The organism is Streptomyces sp. NPDC087906, from assembly GCF_055584925.1.
Genome location: NZ_JBVJLC010000002.1, coordinates 258,839 through 273,713 on the forward strand (window position 1 = coordinate 258,839; position 14,875 = coordinate 273,713).

Below are 14,875 nucleotides of genomic sequence, written 5' to 3' on the forward strand. Positions count from 1 at the left end.
ACGGCGGCGACACGGCGTCACGGGGGCCTCTGGCGGAGTGACGGACTTCTGGCATAGCGTCAGGCGCATGACAGGTCCGAAGCTTCAGGTCGACACCGGTGTGTCCCACGCGGCGCGCGTCTACGACTATCTCTTAGGTGGCAAGGACCACTACCCGGTCGATCAGGCGGTGGGTGAGGCGCTGCCCGAAGGGGCGGCCGAACAGGCCAAGCAGAACCGGGCGTTCATGCACCGCGCGGTCCGCTGGCTGGCCATCCAGGGCATCGACCAGTACCTCGACATCGGCACCGGCATCCCGACCGAGCCGAACCTGCATCAGATCGTGCAGGAGGTCAACCCGGCCGCGCAGGTCGTCTACACGGACAACGACCCCATCGTCCTGGCCCACGCCGAGGCGCTGCTGGTCAGCCATCCCGACGGCGCGACGCATTACGTGCACGCCGACGTCCGGCAGCCGCAGCGGGTCGCCGACCACGCACGCCAACTGCTCGATTTCAGCAGGCCGGTCGCACTGTCCATGATCGGCCTGCTGCACTTCCTTCCCGACGAGGACGACCCGTACGGCATCGTGTCCACGCTGGTCGGCGCGCTCGCCCCGGGCAGTTATGTCGTACTGTCCCAAGGGGCGTCCGACCTCTCCCCGCCCGAGTTCACCCGCAAGGGGACGGCCGGATACCGGAGTGGCGGCATCAAGCTCGCGCCCCGGACACGCGAGGAGTTCAGCCGTTTCTTCGCCGGGCTCCAGGTGGTCGAACCCGGCATCGTCCGGGCCCCGGAGTGGTTCAGGGACGAGCCCGTCCCGCCGGTCGAGGACATCTACCTCTACGGGGCCGTGGGTTACGTTTCGTAGGGCCGCGGCCGACGGGCGCGGTCAGCGCCTGCGGGCCGTGATCCGCCGGCTGCCCCCGGGGATGCCGGTCAGGACGACACAGCCGCCGGCCACCCGGGCCGCGTACGCGCGCGAAGTGCCGTCCCAAGCGGCTTTGTTGTCCACCCGGACGACATATTTCGCACCGTCCGGCACCGGCACGGCGATCTCCTCCACGGCGCCGTCCGGTGCGTCGACATCGAGGTCGAACCCGTCGCTCCCCCGGTCCTGCCACGACACGGCGACGACACCGGCCGGGGTGGTCAACTGGCCCTCGGCGTGCCGGACTCCGCCGGGGTGCGGGGCGATCCGGTAGACGGGGGCGCCGTGCGGGTCGGGGGCGATGCCCAGCAGGTAGAACGTCAGGGCGGAGGTGGGTCCTGTGGACCAGCCGTGGGCCGCGCTCATGTACGAGCCTGAGTAGTCCGAACTGCCGTCGGTGCGGTAGCCCTCCCAGAACGTACTCGCCGTGCCCTGCGGGGAGTTGAGCATGTAGCCCCACTCCAGCCGGATCAAGTCCAGCGCGTTGCGGTCCAGTCCGGCCGCGAAGTGCGCGTGCACCTCCATGCCGCCGGGGAACGGGTGCACGGACGTGGCGCTCTTCTCCGGGGTGAGCGCTCCGGTCGAGGTCCAGCGGGCGGCCAGCGCCTTGCCGATAGCGGCGGTCCTGGCCGCTTCGTCGGTCAGGCCGAACCAGACGGCGAGCGCGTTGCCGTCCTGCGGGTGGAGCGCGGAGCCCGGCTTGTCGCGGTAGAGTCCGGCGCTCGCGTCCCAGTAACCGCCCGCCTCCACGGCCGCTTTCAGGGCGGCGGCCTTCGCTGCGCAGGCCGTCGCCGTCGCGGGATCGCCTGCCGCTTCCGCGAAGGTGCCCGCGGCGAGCAGTGTCCGGTACATGATCGCGTTGGCTTCGAGGTTCTTGCCGTCCGAGTCGGTACGGGCCCAGTCGGCGGACTGGGTCACGTCGAGCAGGCCGTCGGAGCCGATCTTGGCGGTGATGTAGTCGAGGGCGGTCCTGAACTTCGGGTAGACGGCCGTCGCCCATGCCGTGTCGCCACTGAACTGGAGGTAGGAGGCAGTGCCGATCAGCGTCCACAGGTGGTACGCGTCGGAGTTGCCGATGAAGTTGACTGCGGGGCCCGCGTACGGCAGTGCGCCGCTCGCCGCCTGGTGGTTGTAGAGCGTGTCCAGCGAGTTGCGTACGGTCCGCAGGTCGCCGAGCGAGACGTAGTCGGTCAGCACCGAGATGCCGAGGTCGCCGGGCCACACCGTACGGTCCCGCTTGGCGCCGTCGACCAGCACCGTGTCGCCGGACTCGCCGATCCGGGCGCTGTTGTTCCAGCCGACGTTCGGCGGGCCCCAGACCCGGCCCTGGTTGCTCGCCACGATGTTGGTCTGCACGGTGTAGGCGCCCGCGTACCAGATGCGGGTGAGCAGATCGTCGTCGCAGGAGAAGTAGTTGGGGTACGCCCGCAGATCGGCGGCGTTCGGCGCGAAAGCGATGTCGAGCGAGACGTCGCTGAGATCCACGGCGCCTGCCGTGCGGTTGACCACGGTCAGATAGCGGAAGCCGCCGCGCAGTTGGCTGACCGGGGTGCCGGCCGCGTCGGTGCCGCCGGTCGGTACGGAGGTCTGGGTGCTCACCCGGCCGGCCGGGTCGACCGCGTAGGTGACCGGGGGCTCGTTGTTGGAGCCGCCGTTGGAGCCGTCGCTGGACGCGGTGCTGATGTAGGTGGACAGCTCCGAGTAGGTCAGCCCGATCGTCTGGCCGATGTCCGAGGCGTCGCCGAAGGTCAGCGTGACGAAGCCGCCGACCTCCTTGCCGAAGTCGAGGGTGACCGAAGCTCCTGCGCCGGTCAGCCGGGTAGGGGCCCGGCCGGACTTCTTGACCAGGTACGTGGCGTTGTCGACGCGGCCGGTGGTGGCATGCACGGCGACCGGGCGCACCGTGCGCGCCGCGGGTGACAGGTTGAACCTGTCCCAACTGCCGCTGGGCGCGGCGCGATGTCCCGCGCCACTCGCGCCGCCGTGGCTCGGGCTGCTCTGGCTCGGGCTGCCGGGACCCGGGACGCTCCGGCTCGCGCCGCCGGTCCGGGGCGCCGCCTCCGCCGTGACCCCGCGCATCCCCGCGGCGACCACCACCGTCGCCGCTCCCGCTCTCAGGAGCGCGCGCCGCCTGGGTCCCGCGCCCGGTTCTGTCGTGTCCGGCATCGCTGCTCCCGATTGTGGTGGGTACATGACAGTGGCTTGAAATGAATTGAAATGATTCAAGCTCAGCCGCGGCACACGGTATCCACGGCCACCTCGCGATGGCAACCATGCCGACCCGATAACTTGCAGCTATAGCAGCGCCAGTTGACATGAACGCGTTCGGATTTATTCGTCGTGACTATTGCTGCGACCCGGTTCGAACGGTAAGACATTCCCGGGAATGAAACGTTTTTCTCCTGAGGAGGCGTCACCATGACCGCAGTCGGACCTCGGAGAGGGCGCCGCAGACGTCTTGCGCTGCTCTCCGCGTTCGCCGCGACAGCCCTGGCCGTCCCCACCGTCGCCTCGGCCCAGCCACCGTCCCGGCACCGTGCCGAAGGAACGGCGCTCGCCCCCGCCGACCTGCGCGCGGACGGCCGGGCCTCCGGCGCCCTGCTCGACGTCGCGCGGCCGGCCTTCGCCTGGACGGTCCGCGACTCGGGCCGCGCAGAGGCGCAGAGCGCGTACGAGATCCGCGTCGAGCCCCGTTCGTCGGGCAAGGCCGACCAGGTGCCCGCAGGCTGGGACTCCGGCCGGGTCCGCTCGGCCGACTCCACCGATGTGCGCTACGCCGGGCCCGCGCTGGTCAGTGACCACACCTACACCTGGTCGGTCAGGACCTGGAACAAGGAAGGCAAGGTCTCCCCCTGGTCCGCCGCCTCCTCCTTCGACACCGGACTGCTCAACGCCGCGGACTGGTCGGCCTGGTGGCTGCGCGCCGACGACGGCGCGCTCACCCGCAGCGACTTCGACCTGGCGAAGCCGGTGGCCCGCGCCCGGCTCCACCTCGGCGCGCAGGGCATCGTGGAACCGCACGTCAACGGCGCCCGGGTGCATCCGACCGAGGTGCTGGACTCCTCGGTCACCGACTACAACTCCCGGGTGCTCTACCGCTCGTTGGACGTCACCGGGCAGCTCCGCACGGGTCACAACACGCTCGCGCTGATGGCGGGCAAGGGCCAGTACAGCGGTTCACCCGTGATCGTGGCGCAGCTCGACGTCACGTACACCGACGGCACCACGGCGGCCTTCGGCACAGGACCGGACACCAAGACCACGGCGGGCCCGGTCACGGCCGACGACTTCTGGAACGGCGAGACGTACGACGCGCGCAAGCTCCCGGCCGGCTGGGACACCGCAGGGTTCGACGACGCGTCCTGGCCGGCGGCGCACGCGCTCTTCCCGGTCGCCCACGACAAGAGCCTGGCCCAGGGCAAGCCGGTGACCTCGCTGGACACCACGACCACGGCCGGCTGGTCGCCCGGCGCGCTCACCGACGGTGTCGACGCGTCGACGGACAACTCGGAGGGCTACCACTCCGCGATCGAGTCGGCGCCGGACGTCACCAAGTGGGTCCAGACGGACCTCGGTTCCGCCCAGAGGCTGCGCAAGGTCACGCTCTTCCCCGCGCGGCCCACCAACGACACGGGCGGTGACTTCCCCGGCGCGGGATTCCCGGTCCGCTACAAGGTCCAGGTCAGTGACGACCCGGCGTTCGGCTCGTCGACCACCGTCGTCGACCGCACCGGGGCCGACCAGCCGAACCCCGGCACCGCACCGGTGCTGATCCCGGCCGACACCACAGGACGCTACCTCCGGGTGACCGCCACCAAGCTGCCCTGCATCGGGACCAGTTGCACCTTCCGGCTCGCCGAACTCGGCGCGTACGGCGAGCACCCCGCGACGGCCCTCGACGCGATGACCTCTCTCCAGGCCGATGTGACACCGCCGACGCGGGTCGTCCAGACGCACAAGCCGGTCAAGGAGACCACCCTGGCGAACGGCCGGCGCGTCTACGACTTCGGCCAGAACCGCACCGGCTGGACCACTCTCCAGGCCGCCGCGCCGGCCGGCACCACCGTCGACATCAAGCAGGGCGAGATCCTCGACGCGAACGGCGAGGTGTCGACGGCCAACATCAGCTTCAGCGCGTCCGATCCGCCCCGGCAGACCAACCACTACGTCTTCAGCGGCGCCGGACAGGAGTCGTACGCCCCGCACTTCAACTACGCGGGGTTCCGCTACGCCGAGATCACCGGGCTGCCCGCCGACGCGAAGGTCACGGTGGCGATGCAGGAGGCGCACACCGACGTACCGGCAGCGGGTTCGTTCAGCACCTCCGACCCGCTGCTCAACCAGATCCAGGGCGCGGTCACCCAGACCCAGCTCAACGGGCTGCAGTCCATCCCGGTGGACTGCCCGACGCGCGAGCGGCACGGCTGGCTGGGTGACGCGGGCGACACCGACCAGGAGGCGATAAGCAACTTCGACATGCAGTCGTTCTACGACAAGTGGTTCGGCGACATCCGCACCAGTGCCAACGCCGACGGCAGCCTGCCGTCCGTCGCCCCCGCCAACGGCGGCCAGAACTCCTGGGCCACCGACCCGGCGTGGGGCAACGCGTACCCGCAGATCATCTGGGACTCCTACGTGCAGTACGGGTCGACCAAGCCGATCACCGACAACTACCAGCAGGTCAAAGCCTGGGTCGACTACCTGGCGACCATCAGCGACAGCGACCGTGTCGTGGTCCACTCGCCGACCACCTGGGGCGACGACTGGCTGTCGACCGTCAGCACACCGCACAGCTACTTCCAGACCATCTTCTCCTACCTCGACGCGACGCTGCTCGCGAAGATGGCCGCGGTGACGGGCAACAAGGCCGACGCCACGCACTACACCGACGTCGCCGCCCAGGTGAAGGCCGGTTTCCTCAAGCGGTACTTCAACGCGTCGACCGATGTCTTCGGCAACGGCTCGCAGCTCTCGTACGCGATGCCGCTGGTGGTCGGCCTGGTCCCCGCGGGACACGAGCAGACCGCGCTGAACCGGCTGGTCCAGGACATCGGCGCGCACAACAATCACGTCACCACCGGCTTCGTCGGCACCAGTTACGTGTTCCAGGCGCTCGGCAAGTACGGCCGCAACGATGTCGCCCTGGCCCTCGCGCAGCGCAAGGACGAGCCGAGCTTCGGCTACATGGTCACCCAGGGCCCCGGCACCATCTGGGAGAAGTGGAACAACTCCTCAGCCCCCGACGGCACTTCGTCCAAGGACCACATCGGTCTCGCCGGTTCGATCGGCCAGTGGTACTACCAGCAGCTCGCCGGGATCCAGGCCGGTGAGACCGGATCCGGCTTCAGCACGCTCACGCTGGCGCCCGGCGTGGTCGGCGATCTGACCCAGGTCACGGCCTCGCAGCAGACCGTACGAGGCAAGGTCGAAAGCTCCTGGAAGCGCGACGGCAGCACACTGACGTACCACGCCGTGGTGCCGGTCGGCGCGACCGCCACCGTGGAGCTGCCGCTGCTGGGCGGCGCGGGATCCACCGTCCGCGAGAGCGGCCGTACGATCTACGACGCCGGCCGCCACCCGCAGTCCGACCCCGGGCTGACCGTCGGCAAGGCCACCGACCGGACGCTCAACCTGACGGCGGGCTCGGGTGATTACACTTTCACCGTCACCGCCCCCCGGACGCCGGTCAGCCACCTCACCGTGACGGCGGGCAACTCGACGCCGGTCAAGGCGGGCACGTCCGGTGACGTCAACGTGGTGATCGAGGGCGCGTCCACCGCGTCCGGCACCGCCCGACTCGGTGCCCGCGTACCCGCCGGGTGGACCGTTTCGGCGACCCCGGCGAGCATCCCGCTGACCCCGGCACCGACCGAGACACTCGGCACCGTGCACATCGGCGTACCGGCCGACGCCAGGAGCGGCGACTACGCCGTGCCGGTGACCGTAACGGCCCCGGACGGCACGGTCGCCACGAGCGAGGTGCGGATCTCGGTGTTCGGGAGCTGGCCGGCCGGCACAGCGGCGACGGCGTCCACCTTCCACGCCCCCAACGTCGTGGGCGGCGCGACCCGTACGTACGATCCGGCGAACGCCACCGACGGGAACACCGCCACGTTCTGGAACGACGACAACCAGAACGCCTTCCCCGACAGTCTCAACGTCACCTCACCGACAGCGGTGACGCTCGACAGCGTGGCCCTCGTCTCGCACCCGGACGGTGTCCTCACGGACTTCACCGTCGAGGCGTGGGACGGGACGCGGTGGACGACGGAGGCGACCGTCAAGGGCAACTCCGCGCTCGACCTGCGGATCCCGTTCGCAGCTCCGGTGACCACGACACAGGTACGGGTGGTGATCACCGGAACGCAGGACGGCTGGAGCCGCATAGCGGAACTCGCGCCCTAGCAGGCGGAGGAATCGTCCGTACGACCAGGGGAGCCGTCCGTACGACCGGGCGGCTCCCCGCGGTCGTCGGCGGCGGCGCGCAGCAGGTCCCGCAGCGTCAGCGCCGCCGGCAACGGGACGGCGGGCAGGGCCACATGGACCGTCCGCAGCAGGGCCGGGTCGGTGAGGCGGCGCAGGACCACGTCGTCGGGGACGGCGAAGGCGGCCAGCGACGGCACCAGCGCCACCCCGAGTCCGGCCGCCGCGTAGCCGAACTTCGCGGTCCATTCCGCGATCCGGATGATCTTCCTGGGCGTGAAGCCCGCCCGTGCGCAGGCGTCGGCGAGCATCGTCGGGCGGTCGCCGTACGCGCTGTGCAGCCATGCCTCGTTGCGGAGTTCACGCAGGTCGACGACCGGGCCCGCTCCGGCGAGCCGGTGCGTGCGCGGCAGGGCCACGAGCAGTTCGTCCTCGCACAGCATGCTCGTCGTGACACCGTCGGCCGTCGGCAGTCCTGACGGGTAGTCGCTGACGACGGCGAGATCGAGGGCGCCGTCGGCGAGCCGCCGCATCAGCCCGTCCGTCCCGCCCTCGGCCGCGACGACCTCGACATCGGGCCTGGCGTGCTGGAGCGCCCGCAGGGCGGTCGGTACCAGTGTGATGTGGGCGGTGGCGAAGGCGCCCATGTGCAGCAGGCCGCCGTGCCCCGCGTGCAGCACGGCCAACTCCCCTTCGGCGCGCGCGAGTCGGTCAAGCACCTCCACGGCGTGCCGGTGCAGCGCTCGCCCCGCCGGGTTGAGCCGTACGCCCCGGGGCAGCCGCTGGAACAGCGGTCCGCCTGACTGCTGTTCCAGTGCGGCGATCCGCCGGGAGACAGCGGACTGCGTGTAGTTGAGCCGTTCGGCGGCTTTCGTGAACGATCCGCTCTCGGCCACCGCGACGAGCAGCCGCAGTGTGTCGGTCTCGAACACGGTCCTCCCTCCTTCAGGGCTCCCCTTCAGCCCTCGTTCAGGGCTCCCCTTCGGGCCTTCGCCATCCTGCCACGACACATTCCCGTAGCGCATAGATCCCATGCGATCCCGTCGCTGGTGGAATGCCTCGGCCCGCCCTAGCGTCGTACACACGGCGGCGCACCGGAGGCGGAAGGCGCCCGCCGCATCCACGGCCCATGAGATCAAGGGGAGAAGTATGTCCTTACGACCGCAGTCCCTGGCTTTGGCGGCGATGCTGGCCGATCTGCGCGACCTCGTGCTCTGCGAGTCCTTCTCCGCCGACCACGCGGCGGTGGCGCGCAGCGCGCGGACGGTCGGCGCCCTCGGCGCGCGGCTGCTGGGAGCCGATCCGGAGACGATCGTGGTCGACGGGGTGACCCATCTGCGGTGGACCTTCGGCACACCGCGGGTCCTGCTGGTGGGACACCACGACACGGTGTGGCCGATGGGCTCGCTCGGGTCCTGCCCCTGGTCGCTGGCCGACGGGATCGCCCGGGGCCCCGGCGTGCTGGACATGAAGGCGGGCCTGGTGCAGATGTTCCACGCCCTGGCCTCACTGCCCTCGCCGGACGGGGTGTGCGTGGTGGTGAACGGGGACGAGGAGGTCGGCTCCGTGACGTCCCGGCGGCTGATCGAGGAGTCGGCGCAAGGCTGCGTGGCCGCTTTCGTACTGGAGGCGTCGGCGGACGCGCGGGGCGCGCTGAAGACGGCCCGCAAGGGCACGTCGCGGTACGAGGTCCTGGTGCACGGCAGGGCGGCGCACGCGGGTCAGGAACCGCACAAGGGCGTCAACGCCTCGGTCGAGGCCGCGCACCAGGTGCTGGCCATCGACGGTTTCGGGGCCGTGCTGGCCGCCGCCGGTGGCGCCCCCACCGCGCTGGGTGCGGCGACCGTCACCCCCACCCTGCTGTCGTCCGGCAGCTCGCGCAACACGGTGCCGGCGCTGGCGCGGGTGTCGGTGGACGTACGCGTACCGACCTCGGCGGCGCAGCGCCGGGTCGACGCGCTCTTCCGGGGACTCACCGCCCGTACGCCGGGGGCCCGGCTGGAGGTACGGGGCGGCGGTCAACGGCCGCCCCTGGAACCGGAGTCGTCCGCCGGGCTGTTCTCGCTCGCCGCCCGCATCGCGGCGGAGCTGGGCCAGGAGTTGCTGCGCGGTGTCGCCGTCGGCGGCGCTTCGGACGGCAACCACACCGCCGCTTCCGGCTGTCCGACGCTGGACGGTCTCGGCGGCGTGGGCGCGGGCCCGCACACGGACACCGAGTACGTGGACGTCTCGTACCTCGTTCCCCGGGCGCGACTGCTCGCCCAACTCGTCGCACGGTCCAGGACATCGCGAAGGCCCGAGCCCGGCCGGCGTACCCCCGCGTGACCGCTCGCCACCGGCACACCGGCCCCACCGACACACCGACACACCGACACACCGACCCAGGAGACGCCCATGCGCGCCCGCACACTCGCCCTCACCTTCGCCGCCACCGCCCTGCTGACCTCCGGGTGCGGCTCGTCGCCCGCCGACGACCTTCAGGACTGGTACGCGTCGGGCGGTGAGAAGCAGATCCGACGGATGGCGGACGACGCGGGAAGGGTCAACAAGCTCAGCATGACCACCCTCGGTGTGCTGGGGCCCGCCTGCCAGGAACTCGCGAAGGATCTGCCCGCGGCCCAGGCCCTGGACCCGATACCCGACAAGAGCGCCCAGCGGTCCTGGTCGGCGGCGCTCGGCGCGCTGGGCAAGGGCGCGGCCGACTGCGTGGCCGGTGCGGCGGCGGAGGACGAATCGCGCGCGTTCCGTGGGGTCCGGGCCATACAGCTCGACGGCCTCGGCTCGCTGGCCGAGGTCCCCGCCCTGATCAGGGCGGGACTGGCCGAGAAGTGAGCCGGGCCGGCGCGGGCGGCGCGGCGGGACCGTGCTGCCCGGTGCCGGTACCGACCGCCGGGCGGTCAGTAGCGGACGTCGCTCTCCAGCAGCGGCGGGTAGACGGTGGACGGCTCCCCGTCCACCGTCGCGCCGGCGAACTGCAGCATCGCCCGCGGCGCCCCGTGCATCGGCGCCGGGTAGTTCAGGGCGGGGGCCGAGACCTCGTCCAGCGTCCGCAGGTGTTCGGGGCTCAGGACCACCTCCAGGGCGGCGAGGTTGGACTCCAGGTGCGCCACCTTCCTGGCGCCGACGATCGGCACCACGGTGCCCTCGCGGGCGCGCAGCCATGCCAGCGACACCGCGGCCGATGTCGTACCGAGCTGGTCGGCGACGGCGGCGACCGCGTCGATGACCGTAAACTCGTCCTCGCCTGGGCCGCCGACGAAGGCGGTACGGGCCGAGTCGGTGACCTCGCCGCCCCGCCGGTACTTGCCGGACAGGAAGCCGTTCTTCAGCGGGCTCCACGGTACGAGCGCCATGCCCTGGTCACGGGCGAGCGGGGCCAGTTCGCCCTCCACGGTGCGGGCGAGCAGCGAGTACTCGACCTGGAGCGCGACCAGCGGGGTCCAGCCCTTCAGCAGCGCGGTCGTCTGGGCCTGCGCGGTGACCCAGGCGGGGGTGTTGGAGAATCCGATGTAGCGGATCTTCCCGGCCCGCACCAGGTCGTCCAGCGTGCGCAGCGTCTCCTCGATCGGGGTGTTGCGGTCCCAGTTGTGCAGCCAGTACACGTCGAGGTGGTCGGTGCGCATCCGGCGCAGGCTCTCGTCGAGCTGGGCGATGATCGAGGAGCGGCCGGCGCCGCCGCCGTTCGGGTCGCCGGGGAAGAGGTTGGCGAAGAACTTGGACGCCAGGACGACGCGGTCGCGCCGGCCGGGCCGGGCGGCGAACCAGTCGCCGAGGATCCGCTCGGAGTGCGTGTTGGTGTAGAAGTTGGCGGTGTCGATGAAGTTCCCGCCCCGGTCGAGGTAGGTCTCCAGGATCTTCTCCGACTCCGCGACGTCGCAGCCGGCGCCGCCCGGGTCCGCCCCGAAGGTCATCGCGCCGAGCGCGAAAGGACTGACGCGCAGTCCCGAGCGGCCCAGGGTGACGTAGTGGTCGAGTGCCATGGCAGTGCTCCTGGGGCGTGGTGGAATGAATACCTCCATCGAAACGCGGAACACCCGCCGGCCGGTAGATCAATCCGCGCTGTGTCGTGCACAATCCTCCACGTAAAGCGAACTCACGGCCATTCACGCACCGTTCATATGCTTATATAGATTCATGGTGTCCACCGACCGGCTTCTCGCATTCGCCGCCCTGTCATTCCTGCTGATCGTCATTCCCGGCCCCAGCGTGCTGTTCGTGATCGGGCGGGCCCTGGCCCAGGGGCGCCGCGCCGCGCTGACCACGGTCGTGGGAAACACCCTCGGGGCGTACGTACTCGTGGTGGCCGTGGCCCTCGGGGTCGGGGCCGTGGTCGAGCGGTCCGTCCTCGTCTTCACCACGCTGAAGCTCGTGGGCGCCGCGTATCTGGTGTATCTCGGGGTCAAGGCGGTACGCCAACGCGGTTCGCTGCAGGCCGTGTTCAACGCCGAGAAGACCGAGCGGAGCGGACTGCGCACGCTGGGGGAAGGGTTCGCCGTCGGCGTGGCCAACCCCAAGACCATAGTGTTCTTCGCCGCCGTACTCCCCCAGTTCGTCGACCGCGAGCAGGGGCATGTCGCGGTTCAGATGCTGGTGCTCGGCCTGGTCTTCAACCTGATCGCCGTGGCGTCCGACACCGTCTGGGGGCTGGCCGCCGCCACCGCGCGGGGCTGGTTCGCACGCTCGCCGAAGCGGCTCCGCGCGGTGGGCGGCCTGGGCGGCCTCACGATGATCGGGCTGGGCGTCACCGTGGCGGCGACGGGCCGCAAGGACTGACTCAGGCAAACGGCCCGGGAATCGCGCCGAGTTGCCTCAGTTGCGAGAGAACGTCGACAACTCCCCACGTTTCCACAATGCGGTCGCCGACGAAACGGAATACGAACATCTCGTTGTACGCAACGGCTTTTCCGGTCGGCGCGAGATTCAGGTACGTGCCTCGATGGGTGCCGGTGACCGTATTGCGGCACACGGCCTTGTCGCCCTCGGCAATCACGTCCTCCACCGCGACATGAAGGTCGGGGAAGGCCGCGAGCAGCGTGGTGAAGACCTCCTTCAGCGCCTGCGCCCCGGCCGCCCGGACCGGCAGCGGCGTACGGATCACCACGTCCGGCGCGAAGACCTCGTCGACGGCCTGCCGGATCAGCTCCGCCTCCCCGCTGTTGACGGCCGCGTGCAAGTGGCGCAGCACCGCTCGGTGGTCGGCCGCTTTGTCGTCGTTCGGACGAGTCTCTGGCATCCGGCTTCTCACTTCTGGAGGACGGCCTGGATTTCCAGGCTGATCGACACCTTGTCGCCCATCACGACGCCCCCGCCGTCCAGCGCGACGCTGTCGCCGATACCGAACGCGCGCCGGCTGAGCTGCGCGGTCGCGGAGAAGCCGGCCCGCAGCCCGCCGGACGGGTCAGCGCCGAACCCGTGCACCTCCAGGGTCAGCGGCACCTGCCGGGTGACGCCGTGCAGCGCCAACTCCCCCTCGACGAGCCAGCCTTCCCCGCTCCTGCGCACACCGCTGGACCGGTACGACATCGTCGGATACCGCTCGGCGTCGAAGTACGAGGCGGAGCGCAGGTGCTTGTCGCGCGCCGCGTTTCCGGTGTCGAGCGACGCGACGTCGACGGTCGCCGTGACGGACGAGTCCAGCGGGTCGTCGCCGGTGACGATCGTGACGTCGTGTCCCGCGAACCGGCCACGGGCCTTGCCGATCATGAAGGACCGCAGGGAGAACGCGACATCGGAACGCACCGGGTCGCCCTTCCAGACCCCGGTCCGGTAGTCCGGGATCACCGCGGTCGCCGGGTTGCTGCTCATGGTCTTCCTCCGTCGGTGTGCTGCCGCGCCCGGGTGGCACGGCCGGGGCGACGACGTGCGGAAGGCACGTTCGCCCGCACCAAGGCGACGAACGAGCACCCGCCCGGGGGACAGGTCCGGTCACAGCTCTTCGAGCCGCCGGGTCAGGAACCGCAGCTCCGGGGTCGAGGTGGCCAGTTCGAGAGCCCTGCGGTACGCCGCCCCGGCCTCGGCGCCGCGGCCCAGCCGCCGCAGCAACTCGCCGCGCGTGGAGTGGAAGTAGAGGTAGCCGTCCAGGCCGAGGCGGTCGACGGCACGCAACGCCCCCGCCGGGTCGCCGGCTTGGGCGACAGCCGCCGCGCGGTTCAGCTCGACCACCGGCGATCCGGTGAGTGCGGCCAGCCGCCCGTACAGCGCGGCGACGCGCGGCCAGTCGACCGGCTCCCGCGCCTGCATCGAGGCGATCACCGCCTGTACGACATAGGCACCGCGCCCGCCCAACGCGACGGCCCGGTCGAGCACTTGCCGCCCCTCCGCGAGCTGCCGCATGTCCCAGAGCGACCGGTCCTGGTCGTCCAGCAGCACCAGGTCGTCACCGGCGAACCTGGCCGCCCGCCGGGCGTGGTGAATCATCATCAGCGCCAACAGGCCGTGCGTCTCTGCCATGTCCGGCATGAGCGCGGCGAGCACGCGCCCCAGCCTGATGGCTTCGGCGCCGAGGTCGACCCGGCCCCGGTACCCCTCGTTGTAGATCAGGTAGAGCACGGCGAGCACCGCGTCGAGGCGCTCCGGCAGCAGATGCGCGCCGGGCACGGCGAACGGGATCCCGGTCGCCTTGATCTTGGCCTTCGCCCGCGACAGCCGCCGCTTCATGGTCTCCTCCGGGACCAGGAAGGCCTGGGCGATCTCGGCGGTCGCCAACCCGCCGAGGGCGCGCAGGGTGAGGGCCACCTGCCCGTCCAGCGGCAGCGCGGGATGGCAGCAGGTGAAGATCAGCTCCAGCCGCTCGTCCTTGATCACGGTGAGCGCCGCCTCGTCGATCGCCGCGGCCTCGTCCACGGCGGCCCCGGGTACCGGTAGCAGCCGGATCTTCTCGGCCAGGGTGCGCTCCCGGCGGATCCGGTCGATCGCCTTGTTGCGGGCCGCCGTCACCAGCCACGCACCGGGGTTGGCCGGCACACCGGTCTCGGGCCAGCTCCGCACGGCGGCGGCGAACGCCTCCTGCGCCGCGTCCTCGGCGCTGTCGAAGTCGCCGAGATACCCGACCAGCGAGGCCAGCACCCGGCCCCACTCGTCCCTGAAGACCTCCGCCAGCACTGTCAGTACCGCTCCACGGGCCTGATCTCGACACCGCCGCCGAGCCGGACGGTCGGGATGCGCGCGGCGAACTCGATCGCCTCGTCCAGATCGGCGGCCTCGACCAGGCAGATCCCGCCGAGCACTTCCTTGGTGTCGGCGAACGGCCCGTCGGTCAGCAGCGTCCGGCCGCCGGACACGCGTACCCCGGTCGCCGTCGCGGCCGGTCCGAGCTGGGCGAACCCGACGCACCTCGGGTCGTCGGCCAGGGTCAGGAAGTCGGCGTACGCGGCTTCGCGTTCCGCGTCCGACAGCGTCTCGCCGCGGCCGGGCTCGGCATGGATCATCAGGGCGTACCGCATCTGGGGTTCCTCCGGAGTCGGTGATCTCTCATCTTGACGACGAACGGGCAGCGGCGTAAGGGACACCCCCCGCCGAGAACTTCTTCGGCGCCGCCGCGCG

The 14,875-nt window shown here is 71.0% G+C and carries 12 protein-coding genes; 5 read left to right on the forward strand and 7 right to left on the reverse strand.

Annotation, left to right across the window (positions count from 1 at the left end):
* Positions 1–67 precede the first annotated feature (67 nt).
* Positions 68–850: an SAM-dependent methyltransferase gene (locus ACZ63I_RS06460; protein ID WP_469335960.1), complete on the forward strand. Its 783-nt coding sequence runs from the start codon at positions 68–70 to the stop codon at positions 848–850.
* A gap of 21 nt (positions 851–871) precedes the next feature.
* Here the strand turns inward: ACZ63I_RS06460 and ACZ63I_RS06465 are convergent, their stop codons facing one another.
* Positions 872–3,076 (reverse strand): alpha-L-rhamnosidase-related protein, encoded by a 2,205-nt coding sequence (locus ACZ63I_RS06465; RefSeq protein ID WP_469335962.1) that lies wholly within the window; start codon positions 3,074–3,076, stop codon positions 872–874.
* Positions 3,077–3,328: 252 nt separating this feature from the next.
* On the opposite strand from ACZ63I_RS06465, the gene ACZ63I_RS06470 reads away from it, so the two are divergent.
* A complete protein-coding gene (locus ACZ63I_RS06470) occupies positions 3,329–7,315 on the forward strand; it encodes a family 78 glycoside hydrolase catalytic domain (protein WP_469335964.1) in 3,987 nt (1,328 codons plus the stop codon).
* Here ACZ63I_RS06470 and ACZ63I_RS06475 read toward each other — a convergent pair.
* On the reverse strand, positions 7,312–8,265 hold the full coding sequence (locus tag ACZ63I_RS06475; RefSeq protein ID WP_469335966.1) for a LysR family transcriptional regulator: 954 nt from the start codon (positions 8,263–8,265) through the stop codon (positions 7,312–7,314). The two genes, ACZ63I_RS06470 and ACZ63I_RS06475, sit on opposite strands and share 4 nt — an antisense overlap.
* A gap of 217 nt (positions 8,266–8,482) precedes the next feature.
* Here ACZ63I_RS06475 and ACZ63I_RS06480 point away from each other — a divergent pair, with 217 nt between their 5' ends.
* Complete coding sequence (locus ACZ63I_RS06480) at positions 8,483–9,658, forward strand: M20/M25/M40 family metallo-hydrolase (RefSeq protein WP_469335968.1); 1,176 nt, start codon at positions 8,483–8,485, stop codon at positions 9,656–9,658.
* A 69-nt stretch (positions 9,659–9,727) separates the two neighbouring features.
* Positions 9,728–10,165, forward strand: a complete 438-nt coding sequence (locus tag ACZ63I_RS06485; protein ID WP_469335970.1) for a hypothetical protein — start codon at positions 9,728–9,730, stop codon at positions 10,163–10,165.
* 65 nt (positions 10,166–10,230) lie between these two features.
* Here ACZ63I_RS06485 and ACZ63I_RS06490 read toward each other — a convergent pair whose 3' ends face one another.
* The gene (locus ACZ63I_RS06490) at positions 10,231–11,313 is read right to left on the reverse strand and encodes an aldo/keto reductase (protein WP_469335972.1); all 1,083 of its coding nucleotides are present in this window, start codon (positions 11,311–11,313) and stop codon (positions 10,231–10,233) included.
* 154 nt (positions 11,314–11,467) lie between these two features.
* Between ACZ63I_RS06490 and ACZ63I_RS06495 the strand changes: the two genes are divergently transcribed.
* Entirely contained in the window at positions 11,468–12,106 is a 639-nt protein-coding gene (locus ACZ63I_RS06495; protein WP_469335973.1) for a LysE family translocator, read from the forward strand.
* A gap of 1 nt (position 12,107) precedes the next feature.
* On the opposite strand, the gene ACZ63I_RS06500 is transcribed toward ACZ63I_RS06495, so the two are convergent.
* From ACZ63I_RS06500 to ACZ63I_RS06515, 4 genes are all read right to left on the reverse strand, one after another.
* Positions 12,108–12,566, reverse strand: a complete 459-nt coding sequence (locus tag ACZ63I_RS06500; protein ID WP_469335974.1) for an ester cyclase — start codon at positions 12,564–12,566, stop codon at positions 12,108–12,110.
* A gap of 8 nt (positions 12,567–12,574) precedes the next feature.
* Positions 12,575–13,138 carry a YceI family protein gene (locus ACZ63I_RS06505; protein ID WP_469335976.1) on the reverse strand — a complete coding sequence of 188 codons (564 nt, stop codon included), beginning with the start codon at positions 13,136–13,138 and terminating at the stop codon, positions 12,575–12,577.
* 120 nt (positions 13,139–13,258) lie between these two features.
* Positions 13,259–14,434 carry an RNA polymerase sigma factor gene (locus ACZ63I_RS06510; RefSeq protein ID WP_469335977.1) on the reverse strand — a complete coding sequence of 392 codons (1,176 nt, stop codon included), beginning with the start codon at positions 14,432–14,434 and terminating at the stop codon, positions 13,259–13,261.
* Positions 14,435–14,436: 2 nt separating this feature from the next.
* The gene (locus tag ACZ63I_RS06515; protein ID WP_469335979.1) at positions 14,437–14,775 is read right to left on the reverse strand and encodes a YciI family protein; all 339 of its coding nucleotides are present in this window, start codon (positions 14,773–14,775) and stop codon (positions 14,437–14,439) included.
* Between the last annotated feature and the right edge of the window lie 100 nt (positions 14,776–14,875).

Bases quoted from the DNA above. Each gene is read 5' to 3' on its own strand.
- ACZ63I_RS06460 (WP_469335960.1), top strand. From the start codon at position 68: ATGACAGGTCCGAAGCTTCAGGTCGACACCGGTGTGTCCCACGCGGCG.
- ACZ63I_RS06465 (WP_469335962.1), bottom strand. From the start codon at position 3,076: ATGCCGGACACGACAGAACCGGGCGCGGGACCCAGGCGGCGCGCGCTC.
- ACZ63I_RS06470 (WP_469335964.1), top strand. From the start codon at position 3,329: ATGACCGCAGTCGGACCTCGGAGAGGGCGCCGCAGACGTCTTGCGCTG.
- ACZ63I_RS06480 (WP_469335968.1), top strand. From the start codon at position 8,483: ATGTCCTTACGACCGCAGTCCCTGGCTTTGGCGGCGATGCTGGCCGAT.
- ACZ63I_RS06485 (WP_469335970.1), top strand. From the start codon at position 9,728: ATGCGCGCCCGCACACTCGCCCTCACCTTCGCCGCCACCGCCCTGCTG.
- ACZ63I_RS06490 (WP_469335972.1), bottom strand. From the start codon at position 11,313: ATGGCACTCGACCACTACGTCACCCTGGGCCGCTCGGGACTGCGCGTC.
- ACZ63I_RS06495 (WP_469335973.1), top strand. From the start codon at position 11,468: ATGGTGTCCACCGACCGGCTTCTCGCATTCGCCGCCCTGTCATTCCTG.
- ACZ63I_RS06500 (WP_469335974.1), bottom strand. From the start codon at position 12,566: ATGCCAGAGACTCGTCCGAACGACGACAAAGCGGCCGACCACCGAGCG.
- ACZ63I_RS06505 (WP_469335976.1), bottom strand. From the start codon at position 13,138: ATGAGCAGCAACCCGGCGACCGCGGTGATCCCGGACTACCGGACCGGG.
- ACZ63I_RS06515 (WP_469335979.1), bottom strand. From the start codon at position 14,775: ATGCGGTACGCCCTGATGATCCATGCCGAGCCCGGCCGCGGCGAGACG.